This is a genomic window from Microcoleus sp. N9_B4 (genome assembly GCF_036701635.1).
GTDB lineage: Bacteria > Cyanobacteriota > Cyanobacteriia > Cyanobacteriales > Microcoleaceae > Microcoleus.
The window spans coordinates 80438-102819 of sequence record NZ_JAUBRC010000002.1 but is presented as its reverse complement, the minus strand read 5'-3'; the positions used below and the strand labels follow the sequence as shown (position 1 = coordinate 102819).

19 protein-coding genes are annotated in these 22382 nt (G+C 46.5%); 13 read left to right on the top strand and 6 right to left on the bottom strand.

Translation table 11 applies throughout. The features are described from left to right. Positions 1–2 precede the first annotated feature (2 nt). Entirely contained in the window at positions 3–1475 is a 1473-nt protein-coding gene (locus QUA43_RS01660; protein ID WP_333370469.1) for a DUF1802 family protein, read from the top strand. Positions 1476–1535: 60 nt separating this feature from the next. On the opposite strand, the gene QUA43_RS01655 is transcribed toward QUA43_RS01660, so the two are convergent. The 3 genes from QUA43_RS01655 to QUA43_RS01645 form a co-directional block, all read right to left on the bottom strand. Next, positions 1536–2252, bottom strand: coding sequence for a Uma2 family endonuclease (locus tag QUA43_RS01655; RefSeq protein WP_333370467.1), 717 nt, complete (start codon positions 2250–2252; stop codon positions 1536–1538). A 48-nt stretch (positions 2253–2300) separates the two neighbouring features. Next, a complete protein-coding gene (locus QUA43_RS01650) occupies positions 2301–5312 on the bottom strand; it encodes an EAL domain-containing protein (protein ID WP_333370465.1) in 3012 nt (1003 codons plus the stop codon). 400 nt (positions 5313–5712) lie between these two features. After that, a complete protein-coding gene (locus QUA43_RS01645; RefSeq protein WP_333370464.1) occupies positions 5713–6546 on the bottom strand; it encodes a prohibitin family protein in 834 nt (277 codons plus the stop codon). A 628-nt stretch (positions 6547–7174) separates the two neighbouring features. Between QUA43_RS01645 and nfi the strand changes: the two genes are divergently transcribed. The 5 genes from nfi (at position 7175) to QUA43_RS01620 (ending at position 12337) form a co-directional block, all read left to right on the top strand. Beyond that, positions 7175–7822, top strand: coding sequence for a deoxyribonuclease V (nfi, locus tag QUA43_RS01640; protein WP_333370462.1), 648 nt, complete (start codon positions 7175–7177; stop codon positions 7820–7822). Positions 7823–8282: 460 nt separating this feature from the next. Then, a complete protein-coding gene (locus QUA43_RS01635) occupies positions 8283–8513 on the top strand; it encodes a KGG domain-containing protein (RefSeq protein ID WP_006631632.1) in 231 nt (76 codons plus the stop codon). A gap of 477 nt (positions 8514–8990) precedes the next feature. Next, the gene (locus QUA43_RS01630) at positions 8991–9521 is read left to right on the top strand and encodes an FHA domain-containing protein (RefSeq protein WP_333370460.1); all 531 of its coding nucleotides are present in this window, start codon (positions 8991–8993) and stop codon (positions 9519–9521) included. A gap of 234 nt (positions 9522–9755) precedes the next feature. Continuing rightward, positions 9756–11759 (top strand): FHA domain-containing protein, encoded by a 2004-nt coding sequence (locus tag QUA43_RS01625; RefSeq protein WP_333370458.1) that lies wholly within the window; start codon positions 9756–9758, stop codon positions 11757–11759. A 149-nt stretch (positions 11760–11908) separates the two neighbouring features. Further along, positions 11909–12337, top strand: coding sequence for a hypothetical protein (locus QUA43_RS01620; protein WP_333370456.1), 429 nt, complete (start codon positions 11909–11911; stop codon positions 12335–12337). Here the strand turns inward: QUA43_RS01620 and QUA43_RS01615 are convergent. After that, the gene (locus tag QUA43_RS01615) at positions 12334–12483 is read right to left on the bottom strand and encodes a hypothetical protein (protein ID WP_333370454.1); all 150 of its coding nucleotides are present in this window, start codon (positions 12481–12483) and stop codon (positions 12334–12336) included. The two genes, QUA43_RS01620 and QUA43_RS01615, sit on opposite strands and share 4 nt — an antisense overlap. Between QUA43_RS01615 and QUA43_RS01610 the strand changes: the two genes are divergently transcribed. From QUA43_RS01610 to QUA43_RS01580, 7 genes are all read left to right on the top strand, one after another. Continuing rightward, positions 12475–13626, top strand: coding sequence for a DNA cytosine methyltransferase (locus tag QUA43_RS01610; RefSeq protein WP_333370452.1), 1152 nt, complete (start codon positions 12475–12477; stop codon positions 13624–13626). The two genes, QUA43_RS01615 and QUA43_RS01610, sit on opposite strands and share 9 nt — an antisense overlap. A gap of 195 nt (positions 13627–13821) precedes the next feature. Further along, complete coding sequence (gene miaB / locus QUA43_RS01605) at positions 13822–15162, top strand: tRNA (N6-isopentenyl adenosine(37)-C2)-methylthiotransferase MiaB (RefSeq protein WP_333370450.1); 1341 nt, start codon at positions 13822–13824, stop codon at positions 15160–15162. A gap of 197 nt (positions 15163–15359) precedes the next feature. Continuing rightward, positions 15360–16430: a D-alanine--D-alanine ligase family protein gene (locus QUA43_RS01600; protein ID WP_333370449.1), complete on the top strand. Its 1071-nt coding sequence runs from the start codon at positions 15360–15362 to the stop codon at positions 16428–16430. Between the two features lie 261 nt (positions 16431–16691). Continuing rightward, entirely contained in the window at positions 16692–17774 is a 1083-nt protein-coding gene (locus QUA43_RS01595; RefSeq protein WP_333370447.1) for an AI-2E family transporter, read from the top strand. Positions 17775–18145: 371 nt separating this feature from the next. Then, complete coding sequence (locus tag QUA43_RS01590) at positions 18146–18370, top strand: hypothetical protein (RefSeq protein WP_333370445.1); 225 nt, start codon at positions 18146–18148, stop codon at positions 18368–18370. Between the two features lie 142 nt (positions 18371–18512). Then, positions 18513–19751 carry an HhoA/HhoB/HtrA family serine endopeptidase gene (locus QUA43_RS01585; protein ID WP_445301937.1) on the top strand — a complete coding sequence of 413 codons (1239 nt, stop codon included), beginning with the start codon at positions 18513–18515 and terminating at the stop codon, positions 19749–19751. A gap of 248 nt (positions 19752–19999) precedes the next feature. Next, entirely contained in the window at positions 20000–20872 is an 873-nt protein-coding gene (locus tag QUA43_RS01580) for an MBL fold metallo-hydrolase (RefSeq protein ID WP_333370441.1), read from the top strand. 11 nt (positions 20873–20883) lie between these two features. On the opposite strand, the gene QUA43_RS01575 is transcribed toward QUA43_RS01580, so the two are convergent. Together QUA43_RS01575 and QUA43_RS01570 are read right to left on the bottom strand one after the other, a co-directional pair. Beyond that, positions 20884–21519, bottom strand: coding sequence for a 4Fe-4S single cluster domain-containing protein (locus QUA43_RS01575; protein WP_333370439.1), 636 nt, complete (start codon positions 21517–21519; stop codon positions 20884–20886). Continuing rightward, a complete protein-coding gene (locus QUA43_RS01570; RefSeq protein ID WP_333370437.1) occupies positions 21516–22331 on the bottom strand; it encodes a radical SAM protein in 816 nt (271 codons plus the stop codon). Before QUA43_RS01570 ends, QUA43_RS01575 begins: the two co-directional genes overlap by 4 nt. Positions 22332–22382 lie beyond the last annotated feature (51 nt).

Genomic DNA, 22382 nt, shown 5'->3' with positions numbered 1-22382 from the left:
TCATGAGTATATCTGTTTCGATGTACAATGCTCTGCGTCTACCTGCTGCTGATGTTGAGGCGTTAATTTTAGGGCGATTAATTGTGGCTATGCCCCGGAAATTCATTAATCCGGGGCAGAAGTTTGCTTTGTACCCCGCCAATATCTCGATTAATTTGCTACCCCACGAGCAACATTATCGCTCAAGTTTTTTGCCCGTCGCTAAAAACGCACTTGCTCAGTTAAATTCTGAAACGGTTTTGATAAAAGCTTGGGCTAAATGCGAATTGTGCCAAATGCTGAATGATCCAGAATCATTAGAGGCTTTGTCGCAGTTAACAGTCTGGACAACAGAGGCATTACAGCAAACTCTCCTAGAAAAACCTTATCTTTTTCTAGCTTATCTTCGCGTCTATTTGCTGTCTCAGCCGCTAGAAATGTCTGTGCATCCCAGCGGCAATTTTGTACCTTTGCCAAATTCCCTAACTGTTACTGATTCAACGCCAGTGTTGAGCGAGTCTATCTTTGCCAAACGCCGTCAAAAGCTGGAAAAACTAGAGCCGCCAGAACATCCAGAATTGGAAGAGTTGCAAAGTGCATTAGTGCATTTATCGACCACCAACCCAAAAGCCAAACAACTAGACGCAGAAATCAAAATGTTTCTAGGTTGGTCGGAAAAATTACCAGCAGCAAAACCAGATATAGATTTAGATTGGATTAAAACGATCGCACAAATCGGAAACTCTAGCGATGGTAATACATTTGAAAAGTTAGTCCGCAAAAGTTTTATCAAGCTAGGATTTGCCAATTCTAACAATAATCCGAAAGCTAGTCTCAATCCCGAATCAACGGGCGGCGCTGGTGGTTTGGACTTTTATTGCGAGACTCCCTATCCAGTAGCGGGAGAGTGCAAAGCTAGCAAACATGAAAGTGTACCTAATAGTGTAACGGCTCAACTAATTCATTTAGGTTTGACTCACTTGGGTCAAGATAAGTTCGATCGATCGGTTAAAATTATTTTGGCGGCTGGGCCTTTAACTAATCCAGCTAATCAAGCAGCTATTGGTAGTAAAATGAATGTAATTCGCCCAGAAACATTGCAAAAGCTGGTTGAACTGAAAGCTAAGCAACCAGGTTCGATCGATTTATTACAATTAAAACCTTGTTTGGAACAACAGCCGTTTGGTGAGGAAGCCGATGCTAAGGTTAATCGCTATATTGACGATGTGCGGGAAAAGCTTAAAGTGCGATCGCAACTCATCAAAATCGTAAAAAATCGTCTAGAAATCACAGGTGTGGAAAATGCTGGAGTTGAGACTCTTCATGGGGCATATTATGCTAATCCCAATCCACCTCAGCCATTGAAGCTTGAAGAAATGCACGAAATTTTAATAGAACTTTCCTCGCCATTGACGGGTTACTTAGGGCGAATTAAAGGAGATAATTTATGGCGCGATCGCTTTTATTTCCTGCGCGACTTGCCGCTAGATGATTGAGATACGTCAAGGGCGATTCCCTTCGGGATAGCTTCGCTCGCGCGTACTTCATCCAATTTCCTACACAGCATCAGGATCTACGCCCAATTCCCGTAATCTCGCCGCCAACCTTTCAGCTTTCTGCAATTGAGCTTGTTCTGCCTTAACTAACTCCTCTACCAATGGCGGATCTAAAATTTCATTGACTGATAATCTCAGATCGGGAAATACTACAGATTCCATTTCCTCACCAGGCAAGAAATCTGTATACGTGTAACCATCTTCACCTTCAATCAATGCAAAAAGCCGGATTTTTTGCTTGCCCGTTTTAGGGTCAACAATGCAATATTCTGGCACATTCGCTAATTCGTACTCTCCGCGTTTAATCACGTAATCTTCGCGGCGATTTTCGCTGACTACTTCTACCACTAACAGCGGCTTTTCATCAAATTCGAGGATACCTGCACCGGGTCTAGCAGCAGCTTGTTCCAAAAGACTTTGAGTGCAGACAACTACATCGGGAATCCGAGATTTATCTTCATCTGTTCTCACTCCCAGACCTGTTTTTACTACTAAGTCGAGATTGTGTTGAGCTAGGTAACGCTGCAATTTATAAACTAAATATTCGCAAATTTTGATGTGTAAAACTGTAGCTATTGGCATCGGGATTAATTTGCCTTTGTACAGCTCGTATTGTACATCTATATCTCCTTGATAAAATCGGTATTCTTCAAAGGTTAAAGTTGGGGAAGTATCTGTTTGCTTTTCTTCTAAAACTGGGGCGATCGATTGAGACATAGGTTTTGGTATGAGTTTGCCTTGATACAGTTTCTATTGTAGATCGGATCACCATTTGGGCGATCGCCTCAACAAGGCTGTAGCTGCCTCACTGTCGAGAGGTTTAGAGAAAAAGTATCCCTGACCGTACTCGCAGCCGATCGACCGCATTTGAGCCAATTGGACGGCGGTTTCGACACCTTCTGCCACTACCTCCATCCCCAAACTGCGGGCCAGCATGACGATCGCCCGCACAATTTCCAAATTTTCGCCCGTTTCCCCGATGCGACTGACAAAAGAGCGATCGACCTTCAAAATATTAATCGGGAACTTGTGCAAATAACTCAGAGACGAATAACCAGTGCCGAAATCATCAATACACAGCCCAATACCCAAGTCTCTCAACTGCGAAAGCATCGCCGCCGCCGCTTCCCCATCCTCCATCACCACACTCTCAGTAATCTCCAACTTCAAACAGCGCGCGTCAACACCCGTTTCCAGCAAAACTTGCTTAATTTGCTCGATCGACTCGGGTTCCGCAAACTGCCTCCCCGAAAGATTTACTGCGACTGTCAGCGGCGAATTTCCCACAGGTAAATTCAAACTCTGCCACTGAATAATTTGGCGACAGCTTTCGTTCAAAACCCACAAACCCAAAGGCGTAATTAACCCTGTTTCCTCCGCCATCGCAATAAATTCCATCGGGGAAACTAAACCGCGTTCCGGGTGCAGCCAGCGCACCAGCGCCTCAAATCCGATAACTGCGCCGCTTTTTAAACAAACGATCGGCTGATAATAAACAGTAAAAGGACATTCCAATTTTAAAGTAGTCAATGGCGACTTCGGACGCTCCGATCTCCGATCAATTTCACTCATCGGCGAGTTTTCCGCCGCCGTCCCACAGGCTAAATCCACTATCGAATATTTCAAATTTAGTTCTTCAACCGACTCCCGCAAATCGTGTTCCAAGTGCATCAAAGCCACAGCCTGAGTGTGCATCGCACGGGTAAAAACTTCGTAGCGAGCTTTACCGAGAGCTTTGGCCCGATACATCGCAATATCAGCATCGCGCAAAATATCTCCCGGCCACTGATATTTGTCGGTACTCAAAGCAATGCCGATGCTAGCAGTAATTAAAACTTTATTACCTTCCAAATTCAGCGGTCGTTCGATCGTTTTGAGAATTGCTTTTGCTTGGGCGATCGCCTCATCAACACCATGAATTTCTTCCAGCAAAATCACAAACTCATCTCCCCCCAGACGCGCCGCCGTATCCCCTGGCCGCAAACAAGTCAACAGACGGCGAGCCACAGCCACCAACAGCCGATCGCCCGTGCTGTGTCCCTGACTGTCATTAATCACCTTAAACCTGTCCAAATCCAGAAACAGCACCGCAAACTGATAGCTCGGATGCCGTTGGGCGCGGGCAAAAGCTTGCCCCAACCTGTCAGTCAACAAAGCACGGTTGGGCAACTCCGTCAGCGCATCGTGCAAAGCATCGTGCAACAGTTGTTCTTCAGCCATCTTGCGCTCAGTCACGTCGTGACAGTTGACCACAATTCCCCGCACCGAAGGTTCGTTGAGCAAATTCGTCGCCACCGCTTCCAACACGCACCAAGAACCGTCCTTGTGCTGCACTCGGTATTCCGCCATTCCCAGGCTAACTTTGGGCATTTGCATGACACCTTTGAACACTTGATCCACTATCAGCAATTCGTCAGGGTGAATCAAGTCAAATATAGATCTGCCGAGCACTTCCCCCGTCGGGTAGCCCAAAATCCGCTCTAGGGAAGGAGAGACATAGCGGCAAAAGCCTTTCTCATCGAGAATCACAATAATGTCTCTAGCATTTTCAATCAACGATCGAAAGCGCTTTTCGCTTTGCCGCAGCTCTTGTTCCGTGCGCTTTCGGTCGGTAATATCGGTATTCATGTAAATCAGACCGACAATTTTCCCTGTGGGGTCTTTAATAGCATCGGCCCGCAGCAGCATTGGCAAAATTTGGCCACTTTTAGTGCGGTTAGTAACTTCACCAAACCAAGAATAACCCTGGGCGATCGTATCGAGTACGTCGCTGGCGACTGCAGAGTCAGCAAAAACTGTCGCTATACCTCCAGCTATCTTAAGTTCCTCTGCGGTGTCCCATTCAAATAGCTGAGAAAACGCTTGATTTTGATAAATGTGAGTGCCGTTCGCATCGCTGATGCCGATCGCGTCACTTGAACTTTCCACCGCCTTGCGAGTCAGCACCAGAGCTTCTTCTGCCCGCTTGCGCTCGGTAATGTCAATCCCTACCAGACAAGCTGCTTTGCCCCGATCGTACTTTTGAGCCACAATCAAATAGTATTCCTCCGACTGTCCCCCGTCGGTTTGTACCTTAACGTTGAGTTCTTTAACCGCTTCCGTAGCGTCGCCGGCAAAAAACTCCACCACAAAAGAGTTAAAATCCGAGCTAGCGCCCAGAAAACCAATATCTTTACCAACAAAAGCCGATGGCGGCAAACCATGCAGTTTGGCTAAGTGCTGGTTAACCCCCAAATAGCGCAAATCCGAGCTAATCCAAGATACTGTTCCCGGAACTGCTTCCAAAATCGTTTGCAGTTGGTCGTTAGCTTGCTGCAATGCTTGCTGCACTTCACATATTGGTTCCGCCAAGTCCGACTGAACTCCTACGAAGTGAGTCAAATTAGCGTTGTCGTCTCGCACGGGAGATAGCGATAATTTGCTCCAAAAAGGAGTGCCGTCTTTGCGGTAATTTTTAATTGGTGTCTGGATTTCTCGACCTTGGCGCAAGGCCTCGCGGATTTTAGCTACAGTAGTTCGATCGGTATCCGGGCCTTGCAAAAATCGGCAATTGCGCCCCAAGATTTCACTGGCGCAGTAACCTGTCATCCGTTCAAAGGCCGGATTGCAATAAATTATAGGACAGTCGGGTGCCTTGGCGTCAGCAATCACAATGCCACTGCTAGTAGCTGCCAAAGCTCGATCGCGTAGCCACAGGGCTTCTGACGCAGTAAGGCGATCGCCTACACCCCCCACTTCACCTAAATTAGAAATTGACTGGTTCTCCCGATCTCCCATCAGCCGAACTTTCAAGCAAACCTTTACAATTTCCGAGTTGTTTCTTACTCTAACGTTTTTCAGGACTCGCGCAACGTCAATTGTATCTTGGTATTTAAGTAAGCGGGATTTAACTCCGATGTTGCACCATTGTCAAGAACGGGCTCTCCGGCCCGTTCCACAAAGAATAAGTTTTCTTGTGGAACAGGTCGAAAAGCCTGTTCCTAAACAATTAATTGACAATGGTGCAAGATGTGAGATTTAACCTTAGTTGTTAGTTATATTTTCTACCCTTGCTGTTCGGCATTTAAAAAAGCACATCTTCACTTCCGCAGTCACAAACCCTCTATTCTTCTCCCCCTCAGACTCTCTCCCCCTCTCCCCTTCTCCCCGCGCCCTAGCAATCATTATTTGCAGCAGCTTATTTAGCAGGAGTTGCAGCTTGAGAAGTCGGCGGCGTAATATTAATTAATGGCAAAGTTCCGCCTCCTCCCATTACTGTCGGAAACTGGCCATTCCATTTTTCAATGGCTTGCTGCTGCAAAATTTCGGTAGTTAAAGTTTGCCGCTGCAAGCGTTGAGCTTCAGCTTTACCTTTAGCACGGTTAATTTCAGCTTGAGCATCTTGGGTGGCTTTTTGAACTGTAAATTCTGCTTGTTTAGCTTCTTGTTCTGCTATTTGTTTGGATTCGATGGCTTTGCTAAATTCTGGAGAAAAGCCAAAATTTATTAAAGAAACATCTCTGACAATAACGCCGTAAGGTTCCAAACGCTTTTTGAGGGTGTTGTCGATTTCTGTTTTGAGTTCGGTGCGCTTAGTGATAATTTCTTCTGCGGTTTTTTTAGAAGTTGCTGCTTTAAGAACTTCCGAAATTGCCGGACTCAGAATGCTGGTAACAATTTGTTCTTCGTCTCCCACTTGTTGAAAAACTTGATTAACTTTGGCGGGGTCAACATTCCAGTTGACTGCCAAATCTGTAGTAATGCTTTGCAAATCTTTGGATGCTGCATCTGCTTTTAAATCTGTTTTTTGTACCCGCACGCTGAGAGTTTTTACAGAGGTGAATATCGGTAAAATCGGGTGGATGCCTTCATCTAAAATCACGTCTTGAACTTTCCCGAAGCGCATCATAACGCCCCGTTCCCCTGGGCCGACGAGGGCAAAAGGTCTTAAAATTAAGGCGGCGATGATGAAGACGATGCCACCGACTAAGTAGAGAGCTAGGTTGTACCGAACACTTTGCATGGTTTTCATATGTTGATTCACCTATGTTGTGTTACTTGATGTTAGTTTTCTATTCGATATTATCTAAGATTATAACTTCATGTTAAGGGTGCAACAACTCATAAATTCATTGATTTTTTTTCATAAAAGTCATATAGTTGTGAGGGTCTGGGAACCTCTTCGCTCGGTGAGCGGGGATGTACAATGGCACTTATAGCTGGGTGAGATTATTGATGAATAAATGTTTCAATTATCTTGACAAAGAGGATTTTGTTAGATAAAGCAGAAGTAAATAGATAGCTCGATCGCTCTTTGAGAAGCGATAAAATGGCGATCGCAAAGAGAAAGCTTTCTAGAAAGCTAAAAAAACAGCATCAAATAGGTATTTTTTGTAAATTTTGAGTAGAAAATTGGAGAAGCGTGCCGATAAAACCTTTGGGGGTTGGTTCAAGCACAAGCGAAAGATAGAATTTCAGTCTACGGCCTACAGACTTTATATGTAGAATTGGCATCGGCCCGTCTTGCTCAACCCTCCTGAGTAGAAAAAAAGACTCCTTGGGCAAGTTGGGAATTTAGAGCGACAAACGATAAAAATCCGAGTTTAAAAATGCCCGAAAATAAGTTAATCTTAGATGAGAACGGTTGAAGAAAAATCAAAATGTTGCAGCGACACCCTTGGCCGCAGACAGTTGAAGAAGCGATCGCCATTCAAGAACAGCTTCGGTCACAGGTAATTACCGACAATCAACTGGACACAGTTCGCTACGTCGCAGGCGTAGATGTCGGCTACGACAGTGCAAACGATGTATCGCGGGCCGCTGTAACAGTTCTGAGCTTTCCCGACTTGCAGTTGCAGCAGCAAGCTGTAGTTCGCAGTCCTACAACTTTTCCTTATATTCCGGGTTTCCTGTCTTTTCGAGAAGTGCCGGCAGTTCTCGAAGCTTTGGAAAATATCAGTTTGACGCCAGACTTGATATTGTGCGATGGTCAAGGACTAGCCCACCCCCGCAGATTCGGTCTTGCCTGCCATTTGGGGGTTTTGACCGGGATTGCGACGATCGGAGTTGCCAAAAATCGATTTATTGGAGAACATTCAGAAGTCGGACTCGATCGGGGCAGTTGGCAACCCTTGCTACTGGAGGGATCAACGATAGGCGCAGCGCTAAGGACGCAAACAGGGGTAAAGCCGATGTATGTTTCGATAGGTCATAAGGTAAACTTGATCAGTGCGATCGAGTACGTCCTGCGCTGCGCCCCAAAATATCGCTTACCAGAAACAACTCGATCGGCAGACCAACTAACATAGGGATAACTGGCAAGTGCCGAAGGCATCAAAAAAAAAGTAAAAAGACCAAAAAAGCATCCGTCTTTGGACTTTTAATTTTTGAGGTGGCGCCACCCGAGTCAAAAAATCCTCTGAGTCTACTGCCAATCAGCTTTCGGTTCCATCCTTCCAGCGAACTAAAGAATGACTATACCTGAGAAAGAGGTATAAAAGTTGGGGGGGTTTATAGAATGATTGAAAGACAGTAACCAGCTTAAAAAATTGGCGGCTCTAACTATAGTGCCCGGGCGTGAACTATTTTTAGTTCACAGTTGTAAATGATGAAAGATTCATTCTGCGAGTTAAACCAAAAGCTTAGATTCGTCTGATGAGGTTTCATAATTTACCGTCGGATATCTCACCACTGACTGGAAATAACCACGACAGTGGGAGGCGAAGGCGCGATCGAGCTAAAAAATCAGAAACAAACAAGGAGACAGTCATGGCTGAGAAAAGCAAACGCGGATTCGCTTCTATGGATGCAGAAAAACAGCGCGCAATTGCTAGCAAAGGCGGAAAAGCTGCACACGAGAAAGGAACTGCACACGAATTCACCCCTGAAGAAGCCAGACAAGCTGGCCAAAAAGGCGGCGAAGCTGTCAGCAGAAATCGCGAACACATGGCTCAAATTGGTCGCGAAGGCGGTCGGAAAAGCCGCAAGAGCGAAGCTTAAGTCTTTCAAGGCTGGCCCTGTAATGAAAGATTGCACAGTTGCAGCGTGAGAGATAGCACTAGGACAGTGAACGTTTGAGGAGGTGGGGCGATCGAAGTTACCGAGGTAGTTCGATCGTCAAACCTCCAAAATTCGTCACTAGCGCACCAAAGCTTCGCAAATGTGAAAACCCCACAGGAATTAGTTTTTAGCAATCGCTGGCAAATCTTGAACAGCAATTTTTTAACCAAGCTGCACTGCGGTCAATAATTTTGCGGTAAAGAAAAGCTGGCAAGCGCGATTCACTCTCTCAAAAAAAGCCAATACGAGCACTAAAAGCCCCGAATTCAGGGCTTTTTTGCATAGCTGTACATAATATTTTTAGAAGTGCGATCGAGTCGGCATCAATAATTATAATTAAGTTTTTTGGTGAGGAACTCCGTCCTCAAAATAAATCAGTTAATATTTTTTTATATTTTTGAGCCAACCGATACAATCATGACAAACCAGCTCACTTTAGCATGGACAGAAGCTGGGGTGCGTCAAACTCGAACAATTGAAAACGGACAGCCGAGCAAAAATCCGGGAACCGTGAGGCTAGGGCGCGATCCGGCGAAGTGCGATATAGTATTCTCGCATCCCACCGTATCGGGGCTGCACGTTGAAATATTTTTTAATCAGGAATTGCAGGAGTATGCAGTGCGGAATTTGCGCGAAAGCAATCCGCCACTGGTAGACGGAAAAATTCTCGCCCGAGGCGAAGCAAAATTGAACTCGGGAAGCCACATCCATTTAGGCCAAGTGCAAATTGAGGTGGTGAATGTGACGGAGGTGCAAGTAGCCGCGCCGCAGACAGTTTTGCTGTCTGGGCCTCCTGCACCTGGTAACTTTCAGCCGACGGGGCCTTCAAAATATGGTTTGCAGTGTCCCAAGTGCAGCCGAATTTCGCCTTACGCGCAGTTGAATGCGGGGTGTCCGTGGTGCGGAACTTCTTTGGCGGCGGCGGCGAGTGTGATGCTTTCTCCGTGAAAGTTTGAAAAACTGAGATGTTGCACCATTCTCAATTACTTGTTTAGGAACAGGCTTTTCGGCCTGTTCCACAAGAAAATTCATCTATTGTGGAATGGGCATCTTGCCCGTTCTTGACAATGGTGCAAGATTTAAGAAAAACGGAAACTCAGGCTATCCGCTAAACACTCTCAACTTCAAAAATCTTTTTTTGCAGAAAGCTCAAAGCCGACGGCTGATGTTTAAAAAATAATCATGAATTCTCAACCCTTGCGCCTGCGACTGACTTGGACAGATACAGCTACGGGGGATTGTCGATCCCCCATACTCGACTTACCCATCGCTTTGGGACGAATTTTTGAAGCTATGCCCGCCACTATCAACGGGAAACGAGTTTCTCGAATTGCCCTCAGCAGCAGTCAAGTTTCTCGCTTTCATGCAGTGATTGGCACTGAAGGTAACAGTATTTTACTTACTGACACGGGTAGCCGGAACGGTACTTTTGTCAACGGGGTTCGCCAAACCCGGTGCGTGCTGGCAAACGGGGATATGCTGCAAGTTGGGCCCTACGCGATCGGCATTTCTTTTGCTGTTAATTCCCCTGAAACGCCGTCTGTCAATTTTCACATTTTCTTTAATCCGCAGACCAATGGGCCAGATCCCGCGTTGGGCCAGCCAATAATGTTGCAGCTTCCTCAAACAAGTAGTAGGGGAGAATTTCCGCCGATCGCATTTTTGCAAGCTTCTCAAGTGTCAATGCGATCGCTCGAATCTAGGGGACTTCCTGTGACAGAAGTTGATTGGGCTGCCGTTGGCGGTGGTTTGGGCAGCTTTATTTGGGTGGATTTGCTGAGAATTTGCGGCGTGAAAATCGATCGAATTGCGGTTTTGGGCATGGAAAACCAGCCTTACGCCCGCTACCTGCGTCTGTGCCTGAATTCTCAAATTCCGCTGCGGGAACGCCTACGATCGAATTCTGACTCTTGTCCAGACAATATTTGGGGCTGGCCTCCCTATGCTTTGCGGGAAGCTTGGCAGGAATTGCTCAAAGGGCGTTTGGGGATGTCGTTGAAGTTGATGTGGCAGGTGTTTGCTGAACCGACTTTTGCCGAAACTTATACGCCTCGCGCGGGGAATGTGTTTGATTCTATTGACAGGGAAGTCGATCGAATTGGGTGGAATAAGATGTTTCGCTACGGTAGAGTGCGGGGAATTCGCAAAACAGATGACGGCAGGTACGCGATCGCTTATTCTCGATCGAATGCGGATCACCGCGACCACGCTTTTTTAATCGCCCAATACGTACACTTAGCCACCGGCTATCCCGCCATTCAATTTCTGCCGGACTTGCAAGCTTACCGCGAACAAACCCAGGATTTTGAGTCGGTTGTCAACGCTTACGAAAGCCACGACGGCGTTTACGAAAAATTGGAGGCCAGCGGCGGCAGCGTGTTAATTAGAGGCCGGGGAATAGTAGCTTCGCGCGTGGTGCAGCGAATTTACGAAGCGCGACAGCGGAACCGCCACATTCAAGTATTGCATTTGATGCGATCGCCCAAACCTCAAGGTAACAAATTTAAACTCGCTCAGCGCAGCGTCGAAAATCACTACGAATTTCAACCTTTCAACTGGCCGAAAGCTTGCTGGGGCGGGGAACTCCGCGTACTTTTGGAAAAAGCCGCCCCCGAATTTCGCCTGCAGTTGCTCACCGACTGGGGCGGCACTACCACAGCCCAGCGCAGCGACTGGCGGCGGATTGTCAAAGAAGGTTTAAGTCAAGGATGGTATCAAATTACCTTCGGCGAAGTCGAGCGAGTCGAGCGCGACAGTCAAAACCGCACGGTGACGTACATTCAGGAGAAGGAACTCAAGGGGCAAATTAAGTTAGAAGCTGATTTTATTATTGATGCTACGGGTTTGGACGCTAAGGTAAAAACCAGTCCTCTGTTAAACGATTTGGTAGTTCAATACAATCTTCCCCTCAATGGTTTGGGGAGGCTGAGTGTTAACAACGATTTTGAAGTGCCCGAATTGCGGAATTCTTCTGCTAGCAACACAGAAGGCCGAGTATACGCAGCCGGTGCGATTACTTTGGGAGGGCCTTACGCGCCGGTAGACAGTTTTTTGGGCTTGCAATACGCCGCCTTGCGTTCGGTTGAAAGTCTGAGCGCCAACAGAGTTCCGGGTGTGCGGAAATTGAGCGTTTGGCGATCGTTTGTGCAGTGGTTGAAATGGATTTTCAATAAATCTCCCGGCTAACTTGAACGAGGAAGTTCGGCAACAAGCAATCTACAGGATTTAATAGATTTAAACAACCTTTGCTTTCAATCTAAAATCTAAAATATCAATTCAAACTCGAACAATTTTGCCATGTAATCTAAAATCTAAAATCTAAAATCTAAAATCGCATGACTCCCACTTTATTCGGTCGCTGGCAAACTCGATTACTGTTATTTGTAACCGTAGGCGTTTTAGTAACGCTGCCCTTTTTTCTCGGTTTAATTATCTCCCAATCAGGCTCAATTTTTTTCTGGATTTTAGGGTATGTAGCGATTTTTGGTCTCGGCTGGGATGCTTTATATATCTACATCCAAAAGTTCCGCTGGGATCGAGATTGGCCTGGCGCTTTTCAATTGCTCGCTGGAATTTGGGAAGCGCTTTTTGTGTTATTTTTAATCAAAGTTATCGGTTTGCCGGGGATACCTGCACAAGATTTTGACTTGGGAGCTTTTGCTTTGCATTATAGTTTAGTGTGGCTGGCTATTTATCTGGCATCCCAAACACTGATGCGGATTTTCTTCCCCCACTGGCGTTTCCGAGGCGGTCAATGGTTTTAATAATACCTGTAGCGGCGGTTTTTACCCACAATAATCGCCTCAAATCCATAATCTAATAAACCCGCCCCGGCTATTCTACCAATTCCCCATGCCCCATTCCCCATGCCCCATTCCCCATGCCCCATTCCCAATTCCCCATGCCCCATTCCCAATTCCCCATCCCCTGTATTTTCTCATTTTTTTCGGGTTCTGGCTTGCTCGATCTGGGTTTTGAGTCGATCGGCTTTAATGTAGCGTATGTCAATGAAATTTTCCCACCTTTCATGCAAGCATACCGCTATTCTCGGCAGTGTCTGAATTTGCCACTACCAGAATACGGATATTGCGAAGGAGAGGAAGCAGATGTAACTCGACTTGTAGGGGGAGAACCAGCTTTTCGCCTGCGAGAATTGATGCAGGATGCCCGCAAGCATCACGATATTGTAGGATTTATCGCGGGGCCGCCTTGTCCTGACTTTTCTATTGGTGGTAAAAACCGGGGTCAAGAAGGAGATAAAGGTCAACTTTCCGCTTCATACATTGAATTGATTTGTCAGCAGCAGCCAGATTTCTTTTTATTTGAAAATGTCAAAGGTTTGTGGAGAACAAAAAAACATAAAGCTTTTTACGACCAACTAAAACATCAGTTGGCGGATTCGGGATACGTTTTTGCCGAACGTTTAATTAATGCGATAGAATACGGTGTCCCGCAAGATAGAGATAGAATTATTTTGATTGGATTTAGAAAAAACCTTGTCAAAAATTTGGGCGTTTCCCTAGAGGAAAAAAGCCAAATGTTATCCGAAAAATTATTTCCTTGGCCAAGTCAGGTATTATATCCCAAATCAGAAATCTTTTCTCATCCTTGGCCTGATAGAACAGCCTTTGCAGATAATGGTTTCGTGCCTTGTCCTGATGGCATTCCCCAAGATTTAACGGTAGAATTTTGGTTCCAAAAAAATGACGTTCTCAACCATCCCAATGCCAAACACTATTTCCAACCCAAAGCAGGCATTAAGCGGTTTGCTTCCGTTGATGAAGGAGATGATTCAAAAAAATCTTTCAAGCGATTGCACCGATGGCGTTATTCGCCAACAGCTTGTTACGGCAATAACGAAGTTCACTTGCACCCTTACAAACTTCGTCGGCTTTCTGTTGCAGAAACACTGGCTATTCAGTCACTACCAAAAGATTTTGCACTGCCGGCAAAAATGACGTTGACTAATATGTTTAAAACGGTTGGCAATGGGGTTCCTTATTTGGCTGCACAAGGTATTGCCAAAACAATTTTACATTTTTTATATCATTAAAAACAACTGAATAGCCAGATACTGGCTTCGCATAATCTGTCTGGGATATAAAGCTATTTGTAGGGTAAGGTACGCATTGCACACCCTACAATTACTAAAATTTCCAATTATCAGACCTATCTCGTTTAACACAGAAGTGTTATAATCAATTGTTAAGGTTAAAAACCTATATTTTTTATTTGCCTGCAATTCGCCATGACCGTTAAACCCCGCCGCTATCACATCACTACTTTCGGATGCCAGATGAATAAAGCCGACTCGGAACGGATGGCCGGCATTCTGGAAAATATGGGCTTTGAGTTCTCGGAAGACCCGAACGAAGCTAGCTTGATTCTCTACAATACTTGCACGATTCGCGACAATGCCGAACAAAGAGTTTATTCTAACCTAGGAAGGCAAGCTCATCGCAAGCGCCAAGAACCGGGTTTAACTTTAATTGTAGCTGGATGCGTGGCGCAGCAGGAAGGTGAAGCGCTGCTGCGAAGAGTGCCGGAATTAGACTTAGTAATGGGGCCACAACACGCTAACCGACTTGAAGATTTACTCGAACAAGTTTTTGAGGGCAATCAAGTTGTGGCGACTGAAGCTGTTGAGATTATGGAGGATATTACTAAGCCGCGCCGCGACAGCAAGGTGACTGCTTGGGTGAATGTAATTTACGGCTGCAATGAACGCTGCACTTATTGTGTTGTCCCCAATGTTCGCGGGGTTGAACAGTCGCGAATGCCGGAGGCAATTCGGGCTGAGATGGAGGATTTGGGCCGTCAAGGTTACAAGGAAGTAACTTTATTGGGGCAGAATATTGATGCTTACGGGCGCGATTTGCCGGGGACAAAACCGGACGGCAGCAACCAGCATACTTTGACGGATTTGCTTTATTTTGTGCAGGATGTGCCTGGTGTCGATCGCCTCAGATTTGCTACTAGCCACCCGCGCTATTTTACGGAAAGATTGATTAAGGCTTGTGCGGAATTGCCGCAGGTTTGCGAACATTTTCACATTCCTTTTCAGTCTGGAGATAATGATATTCTGAAGGCGATGTCTCGGGGTTATACTCAGGAGAAATACCGCCGGATTATTGATACAATTCGCCGTTATATGCCGGATGCTTCGATTACGGCTGATGCGATTGTCGGTTTTCCTGGGGAGACGGAAGCGCAGTTTGAGAAGACTTTGAAGTTGATCGAAGATGTTGGTTTCGATTTGGTGAATACTGCGGCTTATTCGCCTCGCCCTGGGACGCCGGCGGCTTTGTGGGAAAATCAGTTGAGTGAGGATGTGAAAGCCGATCGCCTGCAACGAATCAATCATGTGGTGACAACAACGGCGATGGAACGATCGCAGCGCTATTTCGGACGCACTGAAGAGGTTTTGGTGGAAGTCCAGAATCTCAAAGATCCAACTCAGGTGATGGGGCGCACTCGCGGCAATCGCCTCACATTTTTTAAGGGCGATATTGCGGAATTGGCGGGTAAAATTGTGCGGGTTAAAATTACAGATATTCGCGCTTTTAGTTTGACGGGGGAAATGCTTTAAATAGTACCGGAATGAGATAGGGGACGGCTTACTGGTGAACTTTTCTAAGAAGATGTAATTTTTTTTACCGCAGAGAGCGCAGAGGACACAGAGGAAGAGTGGAAGGGAGGGGATAAGTAGTCTTAAAGCGGTTCGTATGTGCCTTAGTTGCGCTCTCTGCGTGTATATTTGTCGAAAAGTCCTAGGAGTAGTGAAAAATGACAATGATGCGGATCGGGCTATTGTTCGGGGGGCGATCGGGCGAACACGAAGTCTCAATTAGTTCGGCGCGGGCGATCGCCCGTGCCCTCGCTGCGGAGGAAAATGCCTCTAAATACGAAGTTCTGCCCTTTTACATCCAAAAAAACGGCCGCTGGCTGTCGGGAACATTACCTCAACAAGTCTTAGCCACCGGAAAACCTCTGGAAATAGAGGAACACACAGCACAAAACGACTCTCCCGCTGCACAGTTTCCTAATTTTAATGCTGTAGATGTTTGGTTCCCTGTTTTGCACGGCCCAAACGGCGAAGACGGTACGGTGCAAGGGTTGCTGAAATTAATGCAACTTCCTTTTGTCGGTTCCGGGGTTTTAGGTTCGGCGCTGGGAATGGATAAAATTGCGATGAAAATGGCTTTTGCTCACGCTGGTTTGCCGCAGGTAAAATACATCGCTGTCAACCGTTCCGAAATCTGGTCTAATCCTTGCGTTTTTCCCAAACTGTGCGACAAAATTGAAGCTGAGTTGGGCTATCCTTGCTTTGTAAAACCCGCTAATTTGGGTTCGTCTGTGGGAATTGCTAAAGCTCGATCGCGCGCGGAGTTAGAAGCTGCTCTCGACAGCGCCGCCAGCTACGACAGGCGGATAATTGTCGAAGCGGGTGTGGTTGCTAGAGAATTAGAATGTGCAGTTTTGGGTAACGATAATCCCCAAGCTTCAACGGTGGGAGAAATTACTTTTCAAAGCGATTTCTACGACTACGAAACTAAATATACCCAAGGACAAGCCGACTGCTCAATCCCGGCAAAAGTCAGCGGTGCGATCGTCTCGAAAATCCAAGAAATGGCAGTGCAAGCATTTTTGGCTATAGACGCGGCAGGTTTAGCGCGAGTAGACTTTTTCTACATTGAATCAACCGGAGAAGTTTTGATTAACGAAATCAACACTTTTCCCGGCTTTACAGCTACCAGTATGTATCCGCAAATGTGGGCAGCGGACGGCATTTCTTTCCCGGAATTAGTAGACCGTTTAATTCAATTAGCTCTCGAACGGCACGGGGAAAAAGGTTGAATCGCGCGCTGCAAACTGCCGCCTTGCCAACAGCAAAAAATATTTTTTTCGCAGGTGATATATCCATACCAGCGGAAACGATATAACATGGTTGTGGCAGGCACTGCCTGCCAGCAACCCAATTTCCGCTGCGGGTCGAGCAACTGGGAATTTTCAGCAGCCGGGTATAAATAAAGGCACTATAAAATGGTTAACGGAGAAGGGCGAATAGCAGTGTCAATCTCACATCTTGCATCTCAAATTTTAACTCGGTTAACTTAGATGAGACGTTTCACTCAACTGCCGCAGTGGTGGACTTACGGACTGGTATTTCCCCTAGCGGTACTCAACTGCTGGTTAGCCCTCCTAGTCTTTGAATATTTTCGCGCCCTGATTACAGTTTTGGTAGTGGCTACAGTGCTGTCTTTTTTGCTAGATTATCCAGTGCGCTTTCTGCACAGATACGGCTTGAAGCGCGATCGAGCAGTTTTGTCGGTATTGTTTTTGACTTTACTGGTATTGGTGGTTTTAGGTATCACTCTGGCTCCCATTCTGCTAAACCAAATCAATGAACTCGCCACCCGACTGCCGACTTGGATAGTTTCTGGCACAGAACAGATTGAAGCGTTCCACAATTGGGCGGAAAATCGCAATCTCCGCATTGATGTCAGCGGTTTGACTACCCAATTGAGCGATCGACTTTCATTTCAATTGCAGTCTCTCACTGGCGAAATTCTCAGATTTGGTTTGGGTGCTGCAGACAGTCTGTTGAATTTCCTCCTCACAATAGTCGTGACATTCTACTTGCTCTTACACGGCGATCGCGTATGGGAAGGATTATTTAAATGGTTTCCCTCCAAGCTGAGCCTTCAATTGCGAGAGTTGCTGGCGCGAAGCTTCCACAACTACTTCGTCGGGCAAGCAACTTTGGCGGGCTTGATGGGATTGTCTATCACTGTTGCTTTTTTAATTATGCGAGTTCCCTTCGGACTTCTGTTCGGTTTGGGTGTGGGTGCAATGACTATGATTCCCTTCGGGGCACCTTTCAGTATTTGCATTGTCAGTTTGCTGATCACATTAAACAACTTTTGGCTCGGCGTCACAGTTTTAGCTGTCGCTACAGTAATTGAGCAAATAATTGAAAGCGGGGTTGCTCCTCGGTTATTAGGCAGTTTTATCGGTCTCAATCCCGTGTGGATTTTAGTGGCGCTGCTGGTGGGGGTTAAGGTGGCGGGAGTAGCAGGTTTGTTAGTGGCTGTGCCGATGGCTGGTTTTATTAAGAATACTGTTGATATTTTGGAGAGTTTGAGGAACAAGTCGAGGCAAATCGATTCGGTTAGTTCCATTGAACCTATGGAGCAGTAAAATTCCTCCATAGGTTCAAATTTTAGATTTGATATCAATTCCGGTTGCACCGGAATTATTGTTGACTGTTGACTGTTGACTGTTGACTGTTGACTGTTGACTGTTGACGGGCGGGTCAAAAAACTGAATGGTTGAGTGTTAACGGTTGACTCGATTTTATTATTCCGATGCAACCGGAAACGATATGAAGAGAGTTTTGGCAGGCTATTTTGACTGGGGTATAGTTGGTACTTTAGCTTGAGGCTTTACTGGTTTTTTACTTCCTGCTTTCGGGTGAGGCTTTCCGGTGCTTTAGCTGCTATCCTTCCTGGATGCAGGCTGGGTCAAAACCTCCGTTTCTAGGTTAACGTCGATCGCTCACAACGAATATTTTGCGTAGCAACCTGGGTTTTTTGAGTCCAGGATTGTTGTTGACTTCGGATATCAATCCTGTGAAATTTTCGCGGGAAATGCGGAATATGCTAGCTGGCTACCGTAGTTTATCTTATCGCACTCAGACAGCAATTCACCAGTGCCGACCCAGCTCGATCGCACTCAAAAGCTGGAATCGACAGACAATTTGCCTGCGACTGTCCGGTTTCTACCCCAGCTTGTAGGGTAAACCCCACCAGTCAACCCGATAGTATAAATGCTTGAATTAAAATTAAAGAGCCTTTACTTCTAACTTAATTACAGTAGGTGCTAAAAATGCAAAACCCTAATTATAACTCTCCCTCTAACTCTCACCAAATTAATACTATGTCAACCCAAAATATGCCTGCTTCAGCTCAGCGTTCTCGCCGTTTTTATTTGCCTAAAAAACTTGCTTTTTTATCCCTCATTTTGCTCGGCTCCACCGCAACTGTTGGGTGCAACGCCCTAACTTCTCAGGTTCCTGGAAGTTCTAACGCCATTCAAGCTGAACCTTCAAGTGCAGCACCAATCTCAGCGTTGCCTGCGAATATACTGCCATCTCAAGACTCTAATTTTGTCAGTAAAGTTGTGCAGGAAGTCGGCCCGGCAGTGGTGCGGATCAACTCCTCTCGCACGGTGACGAACCAAGTTCCAGATGAGATACCTGAGCAATTCCGCCGCTTCTTCGGTTCCGAATCTCCGATTGCGCCGGGAAATCGAGTAGAAAGGGGCTCCGGTTCGGGTTTTATTTTTGGTTCCGACGGTCGCATTTTGACTAACGCTCACGTCGTTGACCGCGCGGATACGGTGACGGTAAAACTGAAGGATGGCCGCGAATTTGTCGGCAAAGTTTTAGGCGTAGATACAGTTACTGATGTGGCTGTTGTTAAAATTGAAGCTAACAATTTGCCTGTGGTGAGTTTGGGCAAATCTGAAGAGTTACAGCCGGGAGAATGGGCGATCGCGATCGGCAATCCCCTCGGTTTGGACAATACTGTGACTGTGGGAATTATTAGCGCTACAGGCCGTTCTAGCGCCGATGTCGGTGTTCCCGACAAGCGCGTCAACTTTATTCAAACCGATGCTGCGATCAATCCCGGCAATTCCGGTGGGCCGCTGCTGAACCAGCGCGGTCAAGTTATCGGCATGAATACGGCGATTATTCAAGGTGCTCAAGGATTGGGTTTTGCTATTCCGATCGATCGAGCACAACAAATTGCCGACCAATTAGTAACAACAGGAAAAGCCGAACATCCTTATCTCGGCGTTCGGATGTTGAGCATTACTCCCGAAATCAAGAGAGAATTTAATCAAAATCCCAACACCAAATTGAGGCTGACGGAAGATAAAGGCGTGTTAGTTTTGGGAGTTGCGAAAAATTCTCCGGCGGCACAAGCTGGAGTTCGCCTTGCCGATGTGATCAAGAAAATCAACGGTGCAGAAGTCAGCGATGCTGGCAGCGTACAGCAAATTGTCGAGAAAAGTACAGTGGGCAGCGATCTGCAGCTTGAATTAAGCCGTGGCGGACAACCTGTTACTGTGGCGGTGAAAGCGGGTGCTTTTCCAGCGGATCAGCAGCGATAGAATTGTTGATTGAAACTTAGATCTTGCACCATTGTCAATAATCCTTTTAGGAACAGGCTTTCCGGCCTGTTCCACAAGAAAATTTATCTTTTGTGGAACGGGCCGGAGAGCCCGTTCTTGAGAATGGTGCAAGATGTGAGTTTTAACCGAATTGTGCTGTGAGACGGGGGTTTAAACCCGGCGGGATGTCGGGGGTACTCGTTATAGTAAGTTACCATAATTTATATGGGTTATTAAGAGGTAGAAAAATGGCTAACATTAATCGGCGGCGTACTGAAAATATTAACGGTAACTTTTATGTAGATAATACCTGCATTGACTGTGATACTTGTCGGTGGATGGCACCTGAAGTATTTACTCAAGCGGGAGAACAGTCTGCGGTTTACCACCAGCCAACTAATGAAACTGAAGAAATGCGATCGCTCGCAGCTCTTTTGTCTTGTCCCACAAGTTCGATCGGCACTGTTGAAAAACCCAAAAACATCAAAGAAGTTCAGCAACAGTTGCCCGCACTCGTAACAGAAAATATCTACCACTGCGGCTACCACTCAGAGAAATCCTACGGCGCAGCTAGTTATTTAATTGTCCGCCCAGAAGGCAACATTTTAGTGGATTCTCCCCGTTTTGTGCCGCCGCTAGTCAAAAACATAGAAGCAATGGGTGGCATTCGCTATCTGTACTTGACTCACCGCGACGACGTAGCAGACCATCAAAGATACCGCGACCATTTTGGGTGCGATCGCATCCTTCATGCGGACGAAATTAACGCGGGTACTCGCAGTGTAGAAATTCAATTGTCGGGCAGCGAACCGCATCAAATAGCCGATGATTTGTTGATTATACCTGTTCCCGGCCACACCAAAGGTCACACTGTTTTGCTTTACAATAACAAGTTTTTGTTTAGCGGCGATCATCTTGCTTGGTCGGAAAGTTTGCAGCAGCTAGTTGGCTTTCACGAAGTTTGTTGGTATTCTTGGCCGGAACAAATCAAATCTATGCAGAATTTGGCTAATTACTCGTTTGAATGGGTGTTGCCGGGACACGGCCGCAGGTACAATGCCGATCGACAAACCATGAGCGAGCAAATGCAAAAGTGTGTTGCTTGGATGCTCGATGCTTAATGCGATCGGTTTCATAACTCCGACTCAGCCAGATTCATTTGACCCCGGTAGCCTGTAAAAATCCGACTGCCATCTTTGAGAATATGAATCTCCATTTGATCGCTCGCCCAAGTGAGTCGATCCTCAAAAGCAGGATTGAAAAGATGTACCCGTTGGTTGCTGGAAGAAACGAGAGAATCGGATGAGTTGACTGCCAAAGACTGCACATAAGCACCATCGATTAAAATATCGAGTTGTTCCAGCAACTCCTCAACACCAGCCGGCCCCTGTTGCGATCGCAATTGTTCTAACGTGAAGCCAGTAAACGACATAACATTTAATCCTGCTGCTTTGACTTGGCGTGCCAAATCTGCCAAGGCTGGAGCCTGCCAGAAGGGTTCTCCGCCCGAAAAGGTGACACCCTGGTTGCGAGGGTGACTGAGAATCTGCTGAGCAAGAACATCAACCGCAATTAATTGATTAATCTCAAAAAACCAAGAAGCCGGATTAAAACAACCTGGACACTCCCGCAGACATCCTTGCACCCAGATCACGGCTCGACAACCCGGCCCATTCACTTCCGACTCGTCTACATATCCCATGATGTTGAGATAGCCTGGGGGAATTTCTAAAAGCTGAAAATATGGGTTTGTTTTCTGAGGTTTCATAGCTTCTCCGCCTCTGGTTTTAATAATGGGTAACGCACTGGAATTCCTATGACACGTTCAATGCGATCGCCAAAAACCTGTAGCACTTCAGCATTGACTTGCTTGAGTTGCCTTGTCGGATATAAACAGGAATTGGGCAGATCATTCCCTCGTGCTTCTAGCTGATGCGTTAGCGGGCAAAGTCGCGTCGGCGTGTTGAGTTGGATTTCGTCCGGCCGTAATGCTTGCATCCGCCGGATGTACTCTGCGCGATCCTGTTCGTTCCACTCGGTGAGTAGCATCGTCTGAATTGCCAGGTGTCCTGAATAGAGTTGGCGAAATTGGAGGAGACTGGCCCAAATCTCCTGGAGGTTGATGGTTGGCATGGGGCGATTGATGCGACGGAATGTGTCAGCAGAAATGGCATCAACTTTGACAGCTACCCAATCGGCGATCGCCAGTTCCTCACGCACCGCGCGATCGCCCAGCAAACTGCCGTTGGTCAATACGCCAACGGGCTTCCCGGTCATTTGCTTCGCCATGACCAGAATTTCGCCTAAATTTTGCGCCAGAGTTGGCTCACCGCTACCACTGAGAGTGATGGTGTCCACATCGCAGACAGGGAAGGATTGCAGATCCTGTTGAATTTTCTGAGTCGGGACAAAAATCTGGCGGTTGCAACTCTGGTGCTCAATCTCACCTAACTGGCAATACACACAGTTAAATGAGCAACTAGAATCTGGCCCGATCGGATCAATTCCTAGCGATCGCCCAAAGCGCCAGGATTGCACTGGGCCGTAAACAGAAGTGAAGGGTGTAGTGACTGTAGACATCGCTTCAGATTGAGCTCCTATATTTATGATTAATACTTACGCAAAAAACCC